The sequence below is a fragment of the Legionella sheltonii genome (assembly GCF_026191355.1).
Lineage (GTDB): Bacteria > Pseudomonadota > Gammaproteobacteria > Legionellales > Legionellaceae > Legionella > Legionella sheltonii.
Genome location: NZ_JAPHOQ010000010.1, coordinates 15,768 through 31,688 on the forward strand (window position 1 = coordinate 15,768; position 15,921 = coordinate 31,688).

Consider the following 15,921-nt stretch of genomic DNA (forward strand, 5'->3'; position numbering starts at 1 on the left):
AACTTACACAATAAAGTACAGTTTGATATGGGCCTCACGGTTGAGCATAAAACGCTCAAATTTATCTGGGTAGACGCCTGTTAAGAAATCAGTTAATCCATAAGAAAATGCTTCTTCCTCGAGAAAAATTTTTTTTCCTTGGTTGACAAAGGGTAGTAATAACAAGTCACCCATGTATTTTATATGTACAATAAAGTCGACTTGGTTGTAACTTAATTTAACATCAACATCACCTTCAGCCAATTGGGTACGACGCAGATGTTGCATCACTTCTCCAGTTGTGAGTGCAACTCGGTCCATTGTTGTTGTGTTAATGCTCCATTTTTTACCATTTTCATGGATGAAATAATTCAGCTCATCTTTGGATAAATCTTTTTCCTTTTCAAAGGTTATCACTGCATCTTTGCGTATACCGATACGAAAGATCATATGCAGCAAAAGAGCTACAAAAACTGAAAGTGAAAGCGAAGTACTTGTAATCGATTGTAATGAATGGGGTAACGAGTTGTAGAATGTGGGATATATTTCTTTACTCAGTCCAAATAAAAAAGCAAAACCAATAACATAAGTCATTCTGGCATCAATATTTCGAGAGGTCATTACCTGCACTCCCCCAACGATCATAAAGCTTGCAGTAAACATTAATGCGGGACCAACAACGGACATGGGAATGATTAATAAAATAGAAACAATTTTGGGGAATAATGAAAGAATCACCAAAATAGAACTTGTTGCAAAAGCAATGTATCGACTTGTTGCTCCAGCGGCACTCGATATACCGACTAAACTTGGACCTGTACTAATACCAGGAATACCTAATAATCCTGCAATTACTGAGCCCATCCCATCGGCAAATACTCCACTTTTAATTGACTTTAAATCAGGGCTTTTCCAGTTTGGATCATTAATTTTTTGACAAGTGGTAACCACTCCAATCGTGCGCAAAGCTGCAGCAATGCTGGCTATAAAAAAGGGCAAAATAAGTCCGCATGAAAACTGATAAGAAATGAATGAAAAATTAGGCCAAGCAAAAAAGGGTATGGTCTTTAAGAGTGCAATTTTTTCAGGCTGAATGACACCAAATAAAAAAGCGACAATAAAGCCAGATACTAAACCTATAAAAGAGCAAATCAGTTTAATAATTCCACGCCACCAAATGCTTAAACCGACCATCATAGATAAAGTAAAAAGCCCGACCCAAAAATCAGTTTCAAAATGATGATTAGGCAAATTTGCTACTCCTAAAAATTGCCTAATCCCTTCAAGACCTAATTCAATGCCAACAATCACAATGATAAAACCAGAAATTCCTGGTGGAAAAATCACTCGTAAATGGTACAGCAGGCGGGAAAAAAGAATTTCTAAAAAACCTGCAAATACGGTCATTCCCAATACTAAAGGTAATCCTCCTACGTCAGCGGCTAGTAAAGAGGCCTTGAAATAAATAGCGGATACCACCGGTGCCGCTAAAAATCCGGAGCCTATAGGCGCCTTTAAGGCTTGTAGCGAAGTTGCAATTGCAAGGGCAATCATACCCACTCTTACCGCATCAACAGCGATATGATCGGGTAACTTTGAAGTTCTTACCACAATAATAATGAGAACCAGATAGACTGACATAAGCAGGGTATGTTGGAGTCCAAGTAAAAACAATTTTACGAAAGGAGGTTTGTCATTGACTGAATAGATTAATTCATTACCGTCCATTAGAAAGCCGCCTGCTTAGGAACCCATTGAAGTGAGTTATTTATTATCAATAAACTGATAGTCTAAATGCGAATGATCTGCAACTCATTAGTTCCTTAACATTAACACAAGAGCAAATAAAAATCGTCAAGGATTGCTTCTAATTATCTATAAGAACTTCATGTAATTCAAAATCTAAACCTTTACTTTCTACTTGAAGTGACAAGACTTTTGTTGTTAATTTGTCATTTCAAAAAAGTGTTTCTTTAGAAAATATTGCCCTTAAGGCAATAGTAGGAATAGGCCAATATTCTGTGACCTGTTGTCACATCTTTTATTAGGATAAGGCGTTAATATCAAGGAAAGGCAATGCATAATAACAATCAAAAAAATCAAGATCCTTTTGATGAACTTGCCGATGAGATGTTGTTGGAGGTTCTTAATGCTCGCGATAATGAGAATAATTATATTATTAACCCAAAGGATATGACTGCTGTTGCCTTAAGTTGCAGGCGTTTTAACTCGATAAGCCAGAGCGCCAATTGCCTATTTTTCCCCATGTCTTATAAAGATCTTCGCGAGAAAGCTTCAGATTATCGTGACTTTAAGGAAAAGCAACTGAGTCAATTAATGCATGAACAAAAAATGCTCAAGGAAAAGAGTGACCCAATTTATTGGAATAAAACGATTAGAAAAGCCATTTCCTGTGGTGTAAGCTTACTTGTTGCATCCCTTTTGGCCTACAAATTTGATATGGAATATACCCATTTTTTCCTTACCACGATGGTTTTTTCCATAATGACTCTGGTTATCAATGAACTCCTTTTGCATCGTTTCCAGTTTTCCCTAGATGAATCCAAGACGAGAACTATTCCTCTTCAATTTTTTGATGAGGAAATAGCAAGGAAGACTGTCTCTTTGGGCCTCTGATTTAGCAATAGATCTACATGAACCTATTAACATTGTGATAACGTTTTAGGATGCACAAGGTTTAAAAAATCATTACATTTAATTTTTAGCAGTTGAGTATGATTACCTGCATTAAAAACTAACCATTCTTTATGAGCCAAGCTATCTGCAAGATAAACATCCATACCATACAGTTCACCAAAAATCGGTAGGGCGCCGACTTCACAATCAGCAAATTTATCCTGAAACTCAAACTCCTTAGCAATTTCTGCCTGTTTGGCATGGGTTTCGTTTTTTAATCGTTCTAAATCAAGACGTACATTCGCAGGAATGGCGATGAGTACAAATTTGCCATCTAATTTGACAATAACCGATTTAGCAAAATAGTCGCCTTTAATATGTGCACCTTGAGCACATTGCGAAGCGGTATATGCTCTAGGGTGATTGATGGTTTTATAGGCAATATCATGATCCTTCATATATTTTCTAAGGGATAAACTTAACATGAGGGGCTCCAGCAAAAAATAGTGCTGTTTAATTATAGTCCAATTTATCCATGCTAGCGAATTGATAAGCGCTAAGAGGGACTGTGATTTAATGCTTAGCTGATGTTTCAGCGATAATCAAAATAGTGGGCAGCGAGATATAATCTGACTCAGCTAAAATATTCGAGTAAAAAAGGGAAAAAAATGAAAAAAAGTCCCAAGATCAAATAAAACAGAAATTGGTCTTGAATGCGATTTTGCTCTTCTTCTTTTGGGCGAAGCATATAAAAAGCAATAAATAGAGATGCAATCCCAATCGCTATGCAAAAAATTTGTACGTATAAAAATACAGACGCAAAAAAGGGTGAAGTGGTTTGTACTACATTTTCTTTTACTGGAGTAATCTCAATTGCAGCAGCATATAAATTCATTTTGTAGTCCTCGTCCTATCTGGTCCATATTTTAGTATGGACAAAAAAATGTACTCCATTAGGCATAATTGTTGATAAATTGCTTATATGGATTTAAAATGTACAGTTTAAACCAATTTTATACTTTAAGCTTATGAAAATTTATTTAGTGGGTGGGGCAGTACGCGATAAATTGCTGGGCAATCATCCTAAAGACAACGATTGGGTTGTTGTAGGTGCGTCTCGCGAGGATATGTTGAAACTAGGTTATAAGCCAATAGCGAGTCAAGAAGCAAAAGATATACCTGTGTTTTTACATCCAGAGACGAAAGAAGAACATGCGCTTGCTCGATGTGAAAAGCGGGTAGGTCCTGGGCATACGGGTTTTGAGTTCGATGTATCCTCTTCAATCACTATAATTGACGATTTAAGGCGGCGCGATTTGACTATCAATGCCATGGCGCAGCCACTCGAAGAAGGAGGTTTGGGCGAGTTGATTGACCCTTATCATGGAAAAGATGATCTAGAAAATCATATATTACGGCATGTATCACCTGCGTTTGTTGACGATCCGCTTCGATTAGTACGCACAGCCCGCTTCGCAGCGTCCTTAGGTTTTCAAGTAGCCAAGGAAACGATGGCACTCATGGAACAGATGGTTGTTGAAGATAAGCTAAGTGAATTGAGTGCTGAGCGAATCTGGAAGGAATTAGAACGTGCACTTATGGGAGCATATCCGGAACATTTTTTCGATGTTCTTAAAAAATGTGGAGCAAATAGTATTTTATTCCCTTGTATAAAAATACCAGGAGCTGGCATTAAGGCGCTCCAACGCGCTGCCGATCATCAGGATTCTTTTAGTGTTCGTTTTGCTGCTTTGATGCACGACCAGCCTAAAGAGGAAATAATTAAGTTTTGCAAACAATTTAACGTACCAAACCAATACCGGGATCTGGCGTTATTAATCAATCAAAACTTAGCACAATTTCGTTGTGTTTCTGAATCAGATGCAGAGGGGGTATTGGATTTATTAATCAACATTGGCGCTTTTTATAGTAAAGAACGTTTAAATGAATGCCTGCATATTTTTGAGCTTTGCACCCAAGAAACATCCTATGCAGAGCAAGTACTTAATGCCTTTCAAGCAGCCAAATCGGTTAATACTAAAGAGCTCTCTTCGAAATATACGGGTCATGAAATTACGAATAGAATTAAAGCATCACGTCTCGAAGCAATCCAAAAATGTATCAATAATTCGGAATTGATCTCCACATATCACCTGTCTTAAAAATAAGAAAAGCTTTTGTTGGGCCAAGGCCCAACCTACACCTAATTCTTATCGGGGAGCGCAGGTTGGAGATGAGAGTAAGAAAGCGATTTTTTTTTAATCCATTGATTATTGCGCAAGGTCATGGATAGTCTCTAAGAATTGTATCCAAATAGGGGATATGCTCCTCTTGAGCATTCTCCATTTTCTTAGCACTGGTAAAAAACATGATACGATGCCGCAGTGTCAGATGTAGGGTTTCGGTTTCTTGTTTATTGGGCTTTAAAATTCCCTCAATTTTGTGTAATTGAGTGGTACAAGCAAGCAAATTAATATGATTTTTATTTAAACCTACTTGTATTAGTTTATCTCTTGCACTTTGAACATATTGTGACGCTGTGATTAGTTTTTCTTGCCGCTCCTTACTATTATTCGATGCTAAGGCCGCTAAATAATAGAGCAAACCTAGATCATAATCGCTAAACGCAAAACTAATAGTTCCCAATGGAGGATTGGACATAGGCAAGCTTTGATAAAAATCTTCCTTTAATTGAAAAGCAAGCTTGATTAACTTTAACGTGTCATCAAAATTTTGATAGCCATTTTGGATGAACAATTCAATCGCATATTCGCTAATTAAAGAAGCTACATCAAATTTAGTATCTACAGTGAGTAATTCTCTTGCTGAGTTAAAGTCGAGCCTCGGAATAAAATTGGAAATGGTTTCTTCTAGTTGTTTTAACGCTTCTTTGGGCTGATTTTGGTACTGAAGTAATCTATTGCTAACCTGAGCTAATCTGACGTATGCAGAATGGGTTTTATCTTTGATGGCTTCTACTTGAGATTTGAAGTGAACGATTTCATCTTTGGCCTGAGCAAAATTATCTGCAGCAAGTTGCAGAAGAATACTGTAAAAATAATTACGTAATAAGTCAGGTTGAACTTCTGAGGCCGAATGTTGGGCATGTTTGGCGTAAATAGCATATGCCCATTTTAGATTGGTTTCTGCTTCCGATAATTGGTTGTTTTTTATAGATAGTAATGCCTGGCATTGGTAAAGCAGTGCAATATTTGTATGGTCATTCTCAAAATACTTTTTCTTTTTTTCGAGTGATGATTGGAATAGTTTTGCAGCAAATTGATACTCTCCAAGAGCGGTCCACACATCTGCTTGATCGTGCTCCAGATAACCAAAATCAATATCGTCTTCTGGCAAATGTTTTAAGCGTAATTCTCGAGCCTCAGAAAACAGTGCTAATGATTTAGAATAGGCTCCAACATTATAGTATGCATTACCCGCAGCATGCAGTACAAAAGCCCTTGCCAAATCTGTATCCTTATGGTCTTTGGCCTGTTTGTATCGCTGATTTGCTTCTTCAAAATGTATGATTCCTAGAACAGTGTTACCATTACGATAGGCACAGTCAGCCAAATGAGCATGAGTTAATGCACGAGATTCAGGGGGAACATCAGTTGCTTGTTTTGCTTCTAATGCAATCTTGAACAATTCAAGGGCTTTGGGATAATTCGACACTACATGGGTATTAAATACACCTAGGTTATGAGCTAATTGACCTAATAGGATGATTGAGGATTCTTCTTTTTCTGTTTGTAATAATTTTATGTATTTTTCCGCTTTACTTAACTGTTCGATTAATTGATTCCATTGCGTTTTTATAGCATGCATTTCTGTATAATCGCTGGGATATTCTTGAATCAGTTTCTCAATAATTTCTTTTAATTCGGGTGACATGGTTAATTAACATCCCTATTCATTGGAAAAAAAGAGCATCATATCAGTTGATTACCTTAAGTAAATCAATTTGGCTCGGTTAATGGATAAAATACGGAGATGGTTGGAATCACCTTAAGGATAATAACGGCTTAATGAAGGGTAGATTGTATCTTGATGACTGATTTTATGGGAACGGTTTTAATCGGTCATATTGATATGTCGGCCACCATCAACAAACATAATGTCCCCAGTAATATAATCTGCCTCAGCCAAATATAAAACAGCCCCGGCAACATCTTCCGGTTTTCCCCAGCGTTTTAATAAGGTACGTTCTGCTGATTTAATTTGTCGCTCTGCTGAATATTGTTCAGGTGGCAAAACTGGTCCTGGTGCAATAGCATTAACCCTAATGTTTGGGCCTAATTCCACTGCAAGATATTGGGTCAAGCTTGCTAGTGCAGCCTTTGATATACCATGAAACATCATATTTTTACGAGGGTAAAAAGCAAATAAATCAATAATATTGATAATGGCTCCACGCTCTTGCTTTAACATGATTTTTGCTGCCTCGTTGGCACAATAGAGACTTCCATATACACCTACCTCAAAGGAATCATGCAAGAGTTGAAAGTCCTCGCAGGGAAAGGGGTGATTTACATAAAGCGAAGCACTATTCACGAGTAAATCCATTCGACCAAAGGAGTCATGAATCGCAGCAAACATATCACGAATTTCTGCAAGAGATCGAATATTCGCTTTTATCACAAGAGCCTTTTGATCAAATTGTTCTACAATCTTTTTTACCTCTATAGCTTGCTCATCAGATGCGTGATGATTAATGACAATGTCATAACCATTTTGCGCTAATGTTTCAACAATACTTCGTCCAACTCGCTTAGCCCCGCCAGTAACAAGTGCTACTTTATTATCTGATTGCATTGCAGTATCCCTACATTATTAGAGTCAGTTTACAGTTCCACTGTGTCTTCTGGCGAATTGTAAATAAACCCTGGTTTTCTAATTTAAAAGGTTTTTTATCTATATGGAAACAATAGCTCAAACAAACAACGCTTTTCACGTTTTCGTACATCCAGCCCTAATTGTAGTTCGAATTGCTTTATATGCTTTAACGCTTGATATTTTGATTCCTTGACGCTTTCGATTTCCAATGCATACAACTCCCTATCTTGAGTAATTGCTTGGTATAAAACCACTTCTGCTTCAGGGAAAAGGAAGACTTGCAGATGTTTCATCAACTTATATTCTTTATAGCTATTGAACACGGTTAAAAATTTTTCTACTGTTTGTAACTGATCACCCTGTTCTTGAGCTAAAGAAATTTCAACTTCGAGCCGTGTTTGTGAATCTTTTCCGGGGGTAAAAGATTTTAGAGTCAAGCTTTGTTTCTCTTCATCCACTTTGTGTCGAATAATAAAATTATTTAACCCATCTATAATAAAATAACGCTCAGCAACATCAACCTTATAATCACGGAGAGGGTAGAGTCGCAAGATAGCTGACTCTGCTTTTTTGAAGCTTTGCTTATTATCAAAGCAAAATTTATGTTCCACTTCAACAAACTTAGGCATAATTATCTCACCACATTATCCAAAGATTTTTTTTTAAAATATTTATAATAGGCAATGAGCCAAGAAACAGTACCACAAGTGATTAAGCTGAGGATGGAACCAACGGCCAGAATAAGGTCGTTTACGATCCAACCATGAAAAAAGGTGAACAATTGAATCACATTAAACCCCAAAAAAGTAAATAACGACAAGCTTTCTGAGCTTTTTACTTTTAACAAGGCAAAAATTTGTGGAATAAATAATGCCGCATTTGCAACTAAGCAAATTGAAAAACCAATATTAATAATTAGTTCTGAATACGACATTTTTTATCCCATGTTTTTTATCTTTAATTATAGACCTTGAAAAAAGTTTGACCAAATTTTGGATTGAAGGGGTGTTTTGATTTTTTTTCTTGAGTAGTTTGCAGTTTGCTCTTTATTTAATGAACTAAACTTATAGGTAGCATCATTTAAGGAGTTGTTATAATGCAAGCAGAGAAATATTCAATTGATATGGATGAAGAACAACAAAAAACCGATGATCAAGGGGCTGGAGACGTTATCAAAAAGTTACTTAGGTTGATTGGAGAAAATCCAGAGAGAGAAGGTTTAATAGATACTCCAAGAAGGGTTGTAGATAGCTGGAAAGAATTATATGAGGGATATTCTATTGATCCGGCAAAAGTTTTGAGCACTTGTTTTTCAAATGAAAAACAATACAACCAACTTGTATTACTTCGTGATATTGAAATGTTTTCGATGTGCGAACATCATATGTTGCCATTTTATGGTCGTGTGCATATAGGTTATATCCCTGATAATAAGGTAGTTGGATTATCTAAATTAGCCAGGATAGTGGAATGTTTTTCGCGTCGACTTCAGATCCAAGAGCAATTAACCGTACAAATTGCAGAGGCAATATAATCTAGGTCTGGTAATCTGGAACAAAATTCAGGAAAAATAAGAGCTATTCCGAATTGGTTTATTAACTCCTGCTCTCACAGAATGGCTTATCCACAAGTCCATAGGCCAGTAGAGCCTTCATCGTCTCGGATAGGCCTGTGGACCCTGTGGGTAAGCCATGACACACCGAACTATGTTTTAGAAACCGTACTAGGGTGTCCGAAATACACTTGAGCTGGTGTTAAATATCCAAAAGACTGATGGAGTCTTCGGTTGTTATAATATTCAAAATACTCAGCTAATTCCAGCTCTATCTCTTCGATTGTTTCGAAATCATACCGATAGAGTTTTTCTTGCTTAACACTGCGCCATAAACGTTCTATGAAAATATTATCGAGGTATCGGCCGCGCCCATCCATACTGATAGAGATTTTGTGGGCCTTCAAGGTATTGATCCAATCATTAGACGTGAACTGAGCACCCTGATCGGTATTAAAAATATCACACCGCCCCTGTAATAACGCGTTTTTTAGCGCCTCTACACAAAATTCTGCTTCTAATGTTGGGGACACCGCCCATTGAAGCACATACCGACTATACCAGTCCATGATGGCAACCAAGTAAACATGGCCTCCCTTCATACGCACGTAGGTAATATCAGCAGCCCAGACCTGATTAGGCTTAGTGATATCGATGTCACGTAATAGATAGGGGTACACGGTGTGCTCTTTATTGGGAACGCTTGTATTTGGCTTTGGGTAGACGGTTTCTAATCCCATAGCCTCCATGAGTCTCTTGATGCGTCGTTTACCAACAGGATAGCCAACTTCAAGGGACAACCATTGTGCGCGCTTCACTTTACCTTCACATGGATACTGGAGATAATGCTCGTCTAACAGCGCCATGAGCCGCTCGTCCTCTGCTGATATAGGAGACGCTTTGTAATAATAACTGGAAATACTCAATCCGAGTAGCATGCATTGTTCTCGGATTGATATTTCAGCGTTGCTATCAATCAGCTTACGCTTTTCATCCAAGCTCAGTGGCAGTCTTTTTTTTTAACCATGATAATTGGGCTTGAAGTCGACCAATTTCCTCATACAAAGCACCAACAAGCTCGGCTTGCTCTTTTTTATCCTTATCATGAGAATTGGAAAAAGCATCTGAAATAGCCTGCAATGCTGTTTGCTTCCATGCTTTAATTTGGGTAGGATGCACACCGTATTCGCTGGTCAGTTGAGCCTGAGTCAATTTTCCTTCAATTGCCGCAACTGCTATCTTTGATTTTTTTGATGCCGTGTAATAGTTTCTTTTTTTGCTCATTCTATTCTCCTCTGTTACTTAGAAGAATAGCTCTTAAAAATTACCTTTTTTCGTCCAAAAAACCGCGCCTATATCAATATATACTCATTTAAAACCCAAAGGGGTTGGGGTAATGATTGAGTGTCAACATTTATGTATGGTTGCTCGTGGTGTGAATAAACAAAATCCCTATATGGTGACCTCTCATTTTATGGGTATTTTAGAAACTGAATCAGAACGTAGAAAAGAGTTTAATGAACAGATAACAAGAAAGTTGTAGATGGATAAATTCATTTATTTTTCATCGAACGGAATAATAATAAAAGCATCATATAGGAAAGCTAATGGAAAAAAAAGCAAGCAAATTAATTTTGATTACTGGAGGAAGGATTGGTCTTGGCAAAGCATTAGCAGAAAGCCTAATTAAGGAAAATGCTACGGTTATCGTTACCTCAAGGCAGGCACCATTTCAAGAAAATATGAGATTAAATCCAGGAGAAATTCATTTACAACAATTGGATGTGACACAGGAAAGCTCTGTACTTCGCCTGTTTTCTTGGCTTAAATCTTTGAATTATCCGTTAGATATACTGGTTAATAATGCAGGTTTTGGAATTTTCAATTCTATTGAAAATACGTCCACTGCTGAATGGGATTTAATAATCAAAACCAATTTAACGGGTGCCTTTTTATGCTCAAAAGAAGCCTACCGTATCATGAAAGAGCATCATGGTGGGCGTATTATTAACATTGGTTCTATAGCAAATAAAGTCGGATTAAATAATAATTTAGCTTATGGCGCTTCTAAGTGGGGGCTAAAGGGTTTATCTACAAATTTAGGTGAAGAAGGAAAACATTATCATATACGCGTTACTCATGTCACTTTAGGTGCAACTTATACAGAAATCTGGAACGATCGACCAGGCTTTTCAAAAAGTGATATGTTAGATCCTGAGCTAGTCGCTCGATTTCTATCCCAGCTGGTGCTCTTACCTTTAGAAATTGCAGTTAACGAAATTGAAATATTGCCGGAAAAAGGAGTTTTATAATGAAATCTAATAAACGGCGTATTGCTTTAGTGACTGGCGCTGGTGCTGGAATTGGAGCTGCTATTGCACAAAAAATTATTGAAACAACAGATCTTTTAATTTTATTGGATCTTAATCTCGACCCAATAGCTTCACTTGCTCAAGCACTACAGCTGAAACATAATAAAATTATTCAAGCTTTTCAATGTGATGTAGGCAATAGTGTCCTCGTAGAACATGTTCTAAATCAGCTAAAACAAGCAGGAAATCTTCCCAACATTATTGTTAATAATGCGGGTTTTGGTGGTCCTTTTCATACTGTGGATCAAGTAACTGATGCCGAGTGGGATAGGGTAATTAATACGAATCTGAGAAGTATTTTTCATTTTGCTCGTTACTTATTACCCGAAATGAAAAAACAAACATATGGAAGAATAGTTAATGTTGCTTCCATACAGGGTTTTTTGGGTGCTGCCTTATCTTCTACATATGTTGCAAGCAAACACGGTGTTATTGGCTATACGAAAGCAATTGCAGCTGAATGGGGTGAGTATGGTATTAGTTGTAATGCAATCTGTCCTGGTTATGTTAATACCCGGATGGGGGTACAAGATACGGAGATTAGTAATCACATGGAGAAAGTAATTCATTTAACTCCGGCAAGGCGCATTGCTACCCCTCATCAGCGCTTACTAAAGAAACGGCTAATCCTGAAGCGCCAGCGCGGCCTGTTCGACCGATACGGTGGACGTAATCCTCTGCAACTTGGGGTAAATCAAAATTAACCACACAAGGCAATTGATCAATATCAATACCTCGGGCAGCAATGTCTGTGGCTACTAAAATATGTAATTCACCTGATTTAAATTCTGCTAAAGTCTTAGTTCGTTGGGATTGAGATTTATTGCCATGAATCGCTGCTGCATGAATTTGTGCGTCGGCTAATTGTTTTACTAATTTATTCGCCCCGTGCTTGGTTTTTGAAAAAACCAAGGTCTGACCCCATTTGTTTTTATGAATCAAATGGCTCAATAAAGCTGCTTTTTGACTTTTATCAACAGGATGTACTGTTTGTTTGATTTTCACTACGGTTGTATTTCGTGGCGTAACATCAATTTCAACAGGGTGATTCAGAATGGTTTTTACCAAATTTCGAATTTCTTCAGAAAACGTGGCTGAGAACATGAGGTTTTGCCGGTTTTTGGGCAGCCAATTTATGATTCGTTTCATGTCGTGAATAAAACCCATATCCAGCATTCTATCGGCTTCATCCAGAACCAGAGTATCAATTTGATCAAACTGTATAGCTCGTTGCTGATGTAAATCTAATAAACGTCCTGGCGTGGCGACTAACAGTTCAACGCCCGAACGTAACCTCATCATTTGGGGGTTGATTTTTACTCCACCAAAAACTACCGTAGAACGAAGCGATAGGTAGCGTCCATATTGCAGTATACTTTCATGTACTTGGCTGGCTAATTCACGCGTTGGAGTTAGAATGAGGACTCGAGTACAATTACTTTTAGCCCGTGGTTTTGAGCTGAGTTTTTGCAAAAGAGGTAATACGAAACTTGCCGTTTTACCTGTTCCTGTTTGTGCCGAAGCAAGAACGTCTTTCCCTGATAATATTTGTGGAATCGCTTGAGTCTGAATAGGAGAGGGTTCTTTGTAGCCTAACTCATCAATGGATTGAAGTAAGGGTTCGATTAAACCTAGTGACTTAAAACTCATGTAGTTTCCTTTATTTATGAATGACTGCGAACAGGAGAAAATGGCATTGATTATAATGCTCAACGTGCTTATATAATTGGCAATTGTACCACGAATATCAAAAAAATAGGTTAAAACAGTGGCTTTTAATGCGCATTACCTACAAATAACACCCCTCGCTGCAAGCAATCAGGCTAACTCAGTTGAAAACTATTGTCGATTCGCGGGAATTGCACAAGCTGGGCTGGACTGTAAGTCCAACCTTCTTGCCTTATTTTTTGTGTATTGAAAAATAAGCGCTGCTCGCTGCATGATGTTCTGTAATATCCTCCAGATGATGGTCGCTGGTATGCTCAGCAATTTTCATCATGGCTTCATTGTGTATGGCAGCCATTTTCTTATGTGTTGCTTTTTCAAAAGTTTTTACCTTTTCTGGTTCTAGCTGAGTAAAGAAAAGCCCTTGTCGCTGTCCCTGTGCTAAGACTTTTGCAGCCTTTCTAATTTCTACAAAATCCTTAGCGCCTTCGTTAATTATCTTAGGTGAAGACGGCGAGCCAGGAGTTCCTCCTAAACGCTCTGCTATCGCTATAGAATTAATCGGGTCACTTAGTATACTCTCAAAGCTTAATTGATTAAATTTATTCCCATTAGCTAAACATATTGCTGCACTAGCTACGGTTTTGATGTATTTCAACTTGGCTATTACCTTATGAAGATTAGGGAGGCTTAAGAGTTTTGCCGCTTGCATTATGTCGAATAATTTAATCAAAGAGTTGTCCGTTAACTCTGCTTTACAGACTGCGGCAACAATTGAATTAGAAGATCGTTTCACTTTCCCTTTATAGACGTCTGTTTTACCCTTGGTGTTGTGCAAGAGTGAATTTTTATCTAAATACTCAATCACCCGTGCTGCCTTATCCGCACTTTGGGGATATTTCATGATTCCATCATAGGCTGCGCGTGCCGTATAATCTATACGGTGAAATTGAACCAAGGCCTGCGCTAATTCAACAGCATATTCAGGATGAGAGCAGATAGCGTCGCGTGTTTGTTCATTGAAACACTTTTCTTTTCTAAGTTCCGCTATCGCTGCAGCGACCCGATCAGGATATTTAGTGGCGAAGGCCAAATCCATATCCTCTTTTAAGTGTTCCTCTAAAAGACCCACGGCTTTGACTAGAGCAATGCTTTCGTTAGAACGGGCAAATAGTGTTTCTAATATCAATGGAAGTAACTCGGGTTCGACTTTCATATTCATCAACGAACTTGTAGCGCTCTCTAAATCAACCCCATTTCTATTGACATTAAAAATATACTTCAAATAATGCTCGAGTTCCCATCCTGCGCTTTTAAAGTTCTTGATGATTTCTTCTGCTCGAGAACATTTATCGAGTATGTCATCAATGGCAAATAACCTATTTAAGCTTTCTTGCGTATTAGGGAGAAGCTCCAAAATTCTATAAAAATAATAGGGGTTTTGTAATTTCAGGATCGCGATAACATTATCGCGATGTAATAATTGTGAGTCAGGCCTATTCAATACGTCTAATGCCTTTTTTATAGGAGTCAGTTGTTTTACTTCACTCAATAACGGAACAACATCATCCATGTTTATTCTATAACGAGTAAGGAGATTTATTAATTCAAAATAAAGAGCAGCATTCTCAGAGAGTGCAAATTGTTCAAAATATTTGAACGTCTCAATTAAGCCTTCCTGATCTGATATTTTTTCTGCAGTCTGAAGCAAGATGGTCAAAGTAGAAGGAGAAATTTTACTGCCAATAGTGCTTAATAAAGGAGCTAACTGTTTGGCATGAGTATGATTTTTTTCAAGAAATGCTACATTTTCTGCTGATAATTGCTTCTGTTTATTTAAACTTTCTAATGCTTCATAACCGCCAAAATGCTGAACAAGCTCACTAAAAATTTGACTGCTTTCTGAATCTCCATTCCTATCATTTTTACCTAACAAAATGACCGCTAATTCTAGAAGCAATGGTGGGGATAAAGTATGTACTCCCTGAAGTTTGCTATTATAAAATTCACGTAACGCTTTAATATGTGGCTCATCTCTAAGGACTCTAAAAAGCCCTTTGTTTTGATCATAGAGATCCAGTTTACTTTTTATAATTTCTGCTTTCATTTTCAATTCCTTATGCTTTTATCCCTGTTTTCATCCAAAATAATAATACTGCAGCAACAAACAAATAAATAGAAAAAAAGAGGGAAAATGGGGCAGGGCATGATTGTGCTGCAGTAGAAATAGGTCTTGTCTTTTATGCCAAGCTTATTACTAAAATGCCAATGAAAATTAACAGTCCACCAATGATGACTGAAAGATTTACGTGAACTTGGTTAAATAAAAACCAGGTGAAAATAACAGTAAATATGGGGTAACTCAATTCGACGATACCAGCAATGGTCGCATTTTTAAGACTAATGGAGGTGGCGATAAAATAACTGGCGACGAGTACGATTGCTATCTCGGCAACAGTTAATAATAATAAACCAGAGTCTGTTGTTAAAAGTTCAACATCTCTTTTCATCGTAGTAAAAAAGGAAATGCAGGTAAACAACACAGCACCTATTGTCATTTCGAGTGCCAATAGCGTAATGGGTGAAATACTGTTTAATATTTTTTCAGCTAAAGCGTAATTAAAACCCCATAAAATGGCAGCAAAAATAGCAAATGTGAACCACATGACGTACTCCGAGGAATAGTTTTTTCCTTTTTTATTTTTTTTAAAGAGGTCGTGCTTTTGAAGGCACTTCAGAACTCAAAAAAGAATGAACATTATATCATCAAATAGATTAAAATTCAATCCGCTCATGTGTTGACACGATAAAATCAGACTTTACAAGTTGCCTCGATAAAAGCTCATCGGGATAAATCATCAGTGTTTTTCAATAATCTCG

Annotated in this window: 16 protein-coding genes and 2 pseudogenes; 6 read left to right on the forward strand and 12 right to left on the reverse strand. The window is 37.5% G+C overall.

Features of this window, described 5'->3' with window-relative positions:
• Positions 1-3: 3 nt before the first annotated feature.
• Positions 4-1,707 (reverse strand): uracil-xanthine permease family protein, encoded by a 1,704-nt coding sequence (locus tag OQJ26_RS12085; protein ID WP_265704029.1) that lies wholly within the window; start codon positions 1,705-1,707, stop codon positions 4-6.
• A gap of 348 nt (positions 1,708-2,055) precedes the next feature.
• Between OQJ26_RS12085 and OQJ26_RS12090 the strand changes: the two genes are divergently transcribed.
• On the forward strand, positions 2,056-2,616 hold the full coding sequence (locus OQJ26_RS12090; protein ID WP_265704030.1) for a hypothetical protein: 561 nt from the start codon (positions 2,056-2,058) through the stop codon (positions 2,614-2,616).
• A gap of 26 nt (positions 2,617-2,642) precedes the next feature.
• Here OQJ26_RS12090 and OQJ26_RS12095 read toward each other — a convergent pair whose 3' ends face one another.
• Both OQJ26_RS12095 and OQJ26_RS12100 read right to left on the reverse strand, forming a co-directional pair.
• On the reverse strand, positions 2,643-3,101 hold the full coding sequence (locus OQJ26_RS12095; RefSeq protein ID WP_265704031.1) for an aminoacyl-tRNA deacylase: 459 nt from the start codon (positions 3,099-3,101) through the stop codon (positions 2,643-2,645).
• Between the two features lie 149 nt (positions 3,102-3,250).
• The gene (locus tag OQJ26_RS12100) at positions 3,251-3,511 is read right to left on the reverse strand and encodes a hypothetical protein (RefSeq protein ID WP_265704032.1); all 261 of its coding nucleotides are present in this window, start codon (positions 3,509-3,511) and stop codon (positions 3,251-3,253) included.
• 133 nt (positions 3,512-3,644) lie between these two features.
• On the opposite strand from OQJ26_RS12100, the gene OQJ26_RS12105 reads away from it, so the two are divergent.
• The gene (locus OQJ26_RS12105) at positions 3,645-4,778 is read left to right on the forward strand and encodes a CCA tRNA nucleotidyltransferase (protein ID WP_265704033.1); all 1,134 of its coding nucleotides are present in this window, start codon (positions 3,645-3,647) and stop codon (positions 4,776-4,778) included.
• A 121-nt stretch (positions 4,779-4,899) separates the two neighbouring features.
• Here OQJ26_RS12105 and OQJ26_RS12110 read toward each other — a convergent pair whose 3' ends face one another.
• The 4 genes from OQJ26_RS12110 to OQJ26_RS12125 all read right to left on the reverse strand — a co-directional run bounded on the left by OQJ26_RS12110 (position 4,900) and on the right by OQJ26_RS12125 (position 8,386).
• Positions 4,900-6,510: a tetratricopeptide repeat protein gene (locus tag OQJ26_RS12110; RefSeq protein WP_265704034.1), complete on the reverse strand. Its 1,611-nt coding sequence runs from the start codon at positions 6,508-6,510 to the stop codon at positions 4,900-4,902.
• Between the two features lie 180 nt (positions 6,511-6,690).
• Entirely contained in the window at positions 6,691-7,431 is a 741-nt protein-coding gene (locus OQJ26_RS12115) for an SDR family NAD(P)-dependent oxidoreductase (protein WP_265704035.1), read from the reverse strand.
• A gap of 95 nt (positions 7,432-7,526) precedes the next feature.
• A complete protein-coding gene (locus OQJ26_RS12120; RefSeq protein WP_265704036.1) occupies positions 7,527-8,081 on the reverse strand; it encodes a hypothetical protein in 555 nt (184 codons plus the stop codon).
• 2 nt (positions 8,082-8,083) lie between these two features.
• Positions 8,084-8,386 carry a hypothetical protein gene (locus tag OQJ26_RS12125; RefSeq protein ID WP_265704037.1) on the reverse strand — a complete coding sequence of 101 codons (303 nt, stop codon included), beginning with the start codon at positions 8,384-8,386 and terminating at the stop codon, positions 8,084-8,086.
• 189 nt (positions 8,387-8,575) lie between these two features.
• Here OQJ26_RS12125 and folE point away from each other — a divergent pair.
• Positions 8,576-8,983 (forward strand): annotated as a pseudogene (folE, locus tag OQJ26_RS12130) (GTP cyclohydrolase I); the annotation flags it as partial.
• A gap of 173 nt (positions 8,984-9,156) precedes the next feature.
• Here folE and OQJ26_RS12135 read toward each other — a convergent pair.
• Together OQJ26_RS12135 and OQJ26_RS12140 are read right to left on the reverse strand one after the other, a co-directional pair.
• Positions 9,157-10,002, reverse strand: a complete 846-nt coding sequence (locus OQJ26_RS12135; protein ID WP_082650874.1) for an IS3 family transposase — start codon at positions 10,000-10,002, stop codon at positions 9,157-9,159.
• Positions 9,995-10,288, reverse strand: coding sequence for a hypothetical protein (locus tag OQJ26_RS12140; RefSeq protein WP_065235619.1), 294 nt, complete (start codon positions 10,286-10,288; stop codon positions 9,995-9,997). Before OQJ26_RS12140 ends, OQJ26_RS12135 begins: the two co-directional genes overlap by 8 nt.
• A gap of 76 nt (positions 10,289-10,364) precedes the next feature.
• On the opposite strand from OQJ26_RS12140, the gene OQJ26_RS12145 reads away from it, so the two are divergent.
• From OQJ26_RS12145 to OQJ26_RS12155, 3 genes are all read left to right on the forward strand, one after another.
• Positions 10,365-10,547, forward strand: a complete 183-nt coding sequence (locus tag OQJ26_RS12145; protein WP_265704182.1) for a GTP cyclohydrolase I — start codon at positions 10,365-10,367, stop codon at positions 10,545-10,547.
• Between the two features lie 64 nt (positions 10,548-10,611).
• Positions 10,612-11,316, forward strand: a complete 705-nt coding sequence (locus tag OQJ26_RS12150) for an SDR family oxidoreductase (protein ID WP_265704039.1) — start codon at positions 10,612-10,614, stop codon at positions 11,314-11,316.
• A complete protein-coding gene (locus tag OQJ26_RS12155; protein WP_265704040.1) occupies positions 11,316-12,080 on the forward strand; it encodes an SDR family NAD(P)-dependent oxidoreductase in 765 nt (254 codons plus the stop codon). The genes OQJ26_RS12150 and OQJ26_RS12155 overlap by 1 nt, the downstream gene beginning before the upstream one ends.
• Here the strand turns inward: OQJ26_RS12155 and OQJ26_RS12160 are convergent.
• From OQJ26_RS12160 to OQJ26_RS12170, 3 genes and pseudogenes are all read right to left on the reverse strand, one after another.
• A pseudogene (locus tag OQJ26_RS12160) lies at positions 11,974-13,026 on the reverse strand (DEAD/DEAH box helicase); the annotation flags it as partial. The gene OQJ26_RS12155 and the pseudogene OQJ26_RS12160 overlap by 107 nt on opposite strands.
• 250 nt (positions 13,027-13,276) lie before the next feature.
• Positions 13,277-15,148, reverse strand: coding sequence for a hypothetical protein (locus OQJ26_RS12165; protein WP_265704042.1), 1,872 nt, complete (start codon positions 15,146-15,148; stop codon positions 13,277-13,279).
• 133 nt (positions 15,149-15,281) lie between these two features.
• Positions 15,282-15,707 (reverse strand): DMT family transporter, encoded by a 426-nt coding sequence (locus OQJ26_RS12170; protein ID WP_265704043.1) that lies wholly within the window; start codon positions 15,705-15,707, stop codon positions 15,282-15,284.
• Between the last annotated feature and the right edge of the window lie 214 nt (positions 15,708-15,921).

Bases quoted from the DNA above. Each gene is read 5' to 3' on its own strand.
- OQJ26_RS12085 (WP_265704029.1), bottom strand. From the start codon at position 1,707: ATGGACGGTAATGAATTAATCTATTCAGTCAATGACAAACCTCCTTTC.
- OQJ26_RS12090 (WP_265704030.1), top strand. From the start codon at position 2,056: ATGCATAATAACAATCAAAAAAATCAAGATCCTTTTGATGAACTTGCC.
- OQJ26_RS12095 (WP_265704031.1), bottom strand. From the start codon at position 3,101: ATGTTAAGTTTATCCCTTAGAAAATATATGAAGGATCATGATATTGCC.
- OQJ26_RS12100 (WP_265704032.1), bottom strand. From the start codon at position 3,511: ATGAATTTATATGCTGCTGCAATTGAGATTACTCCAGTAAAAGAAAAT.
- OQJ26_RS12105 (WP_265704033.1), top strand. From the start codon at position 3,645: ATGAAAATTTATTTAGTGGGTGGGGCAGTACGCGATAAATTGCTGGGC.
- OQJ26_RS12110 (WP_265704034.1), bottom strand. From the start codon at position 6,510: ATGTCACCCGAATTAAAAGAAATTATTGAGAAACTGATTCAAGAATAT.
- OQJ26_RS12115 (WP_265704035.1), bottom strand. From the start codon at position 7,431: ATGCAATCAGATAATAAAGTAGCACTTGTTACTGGCGGGGCTAAGCGA.
- OQJ26_RS12120 (WP_265704036.1), bottom strand. From the start codon at position 8,081: ATGCCTAAGTTTGTTGAAGTGGAACATAAATTTTGCTTTGATAATAAG.
- OQJ26_RS12125 (WP_265704037.1), bottom strand. From the start codon at position 8,386: ATGTCGTATTCAGAACTAATTATTAATATTGGTTTTTCAATTTGCTTA.
- OQJ26_RS12140 (WP_065235619.1), bottom strand. From the start codon at position 10,288: ATGAGCAAAAAAAGAAACTATTACACGGCATCAAAAAAATCAAAGATA.
- OQJ26_RS12150 (WP_265704039.1), top strand. From the start codon at position 10,612: ATGGAAAAAAAAGCAAGCAAATTAATTTTGATTACTGGAGGAAGGATT.
- OQJ26_RS12155 (WP_265704040.1), top strand. From the start codon at position 11,316: ATGAAATCTAATAAACGGCGTATTGCTTTAGTGACTGGCGCTGGTGCT.
- OQJ26_RS12165 (WP_265704042.1), bottom strand. From the start codon at position 15,148: ATGAAAGCAGAAATTATAAAAAGTAAACTGGATCTCTATGATCAAAAC.
- OQJ26_RS12170 (WP_265704043.1), bottom strand. From the start codon at position 15,707: ATGTGGTTCACATTTGCTATTTTTGCTGCCATTTTATGGGGTTTTAAT.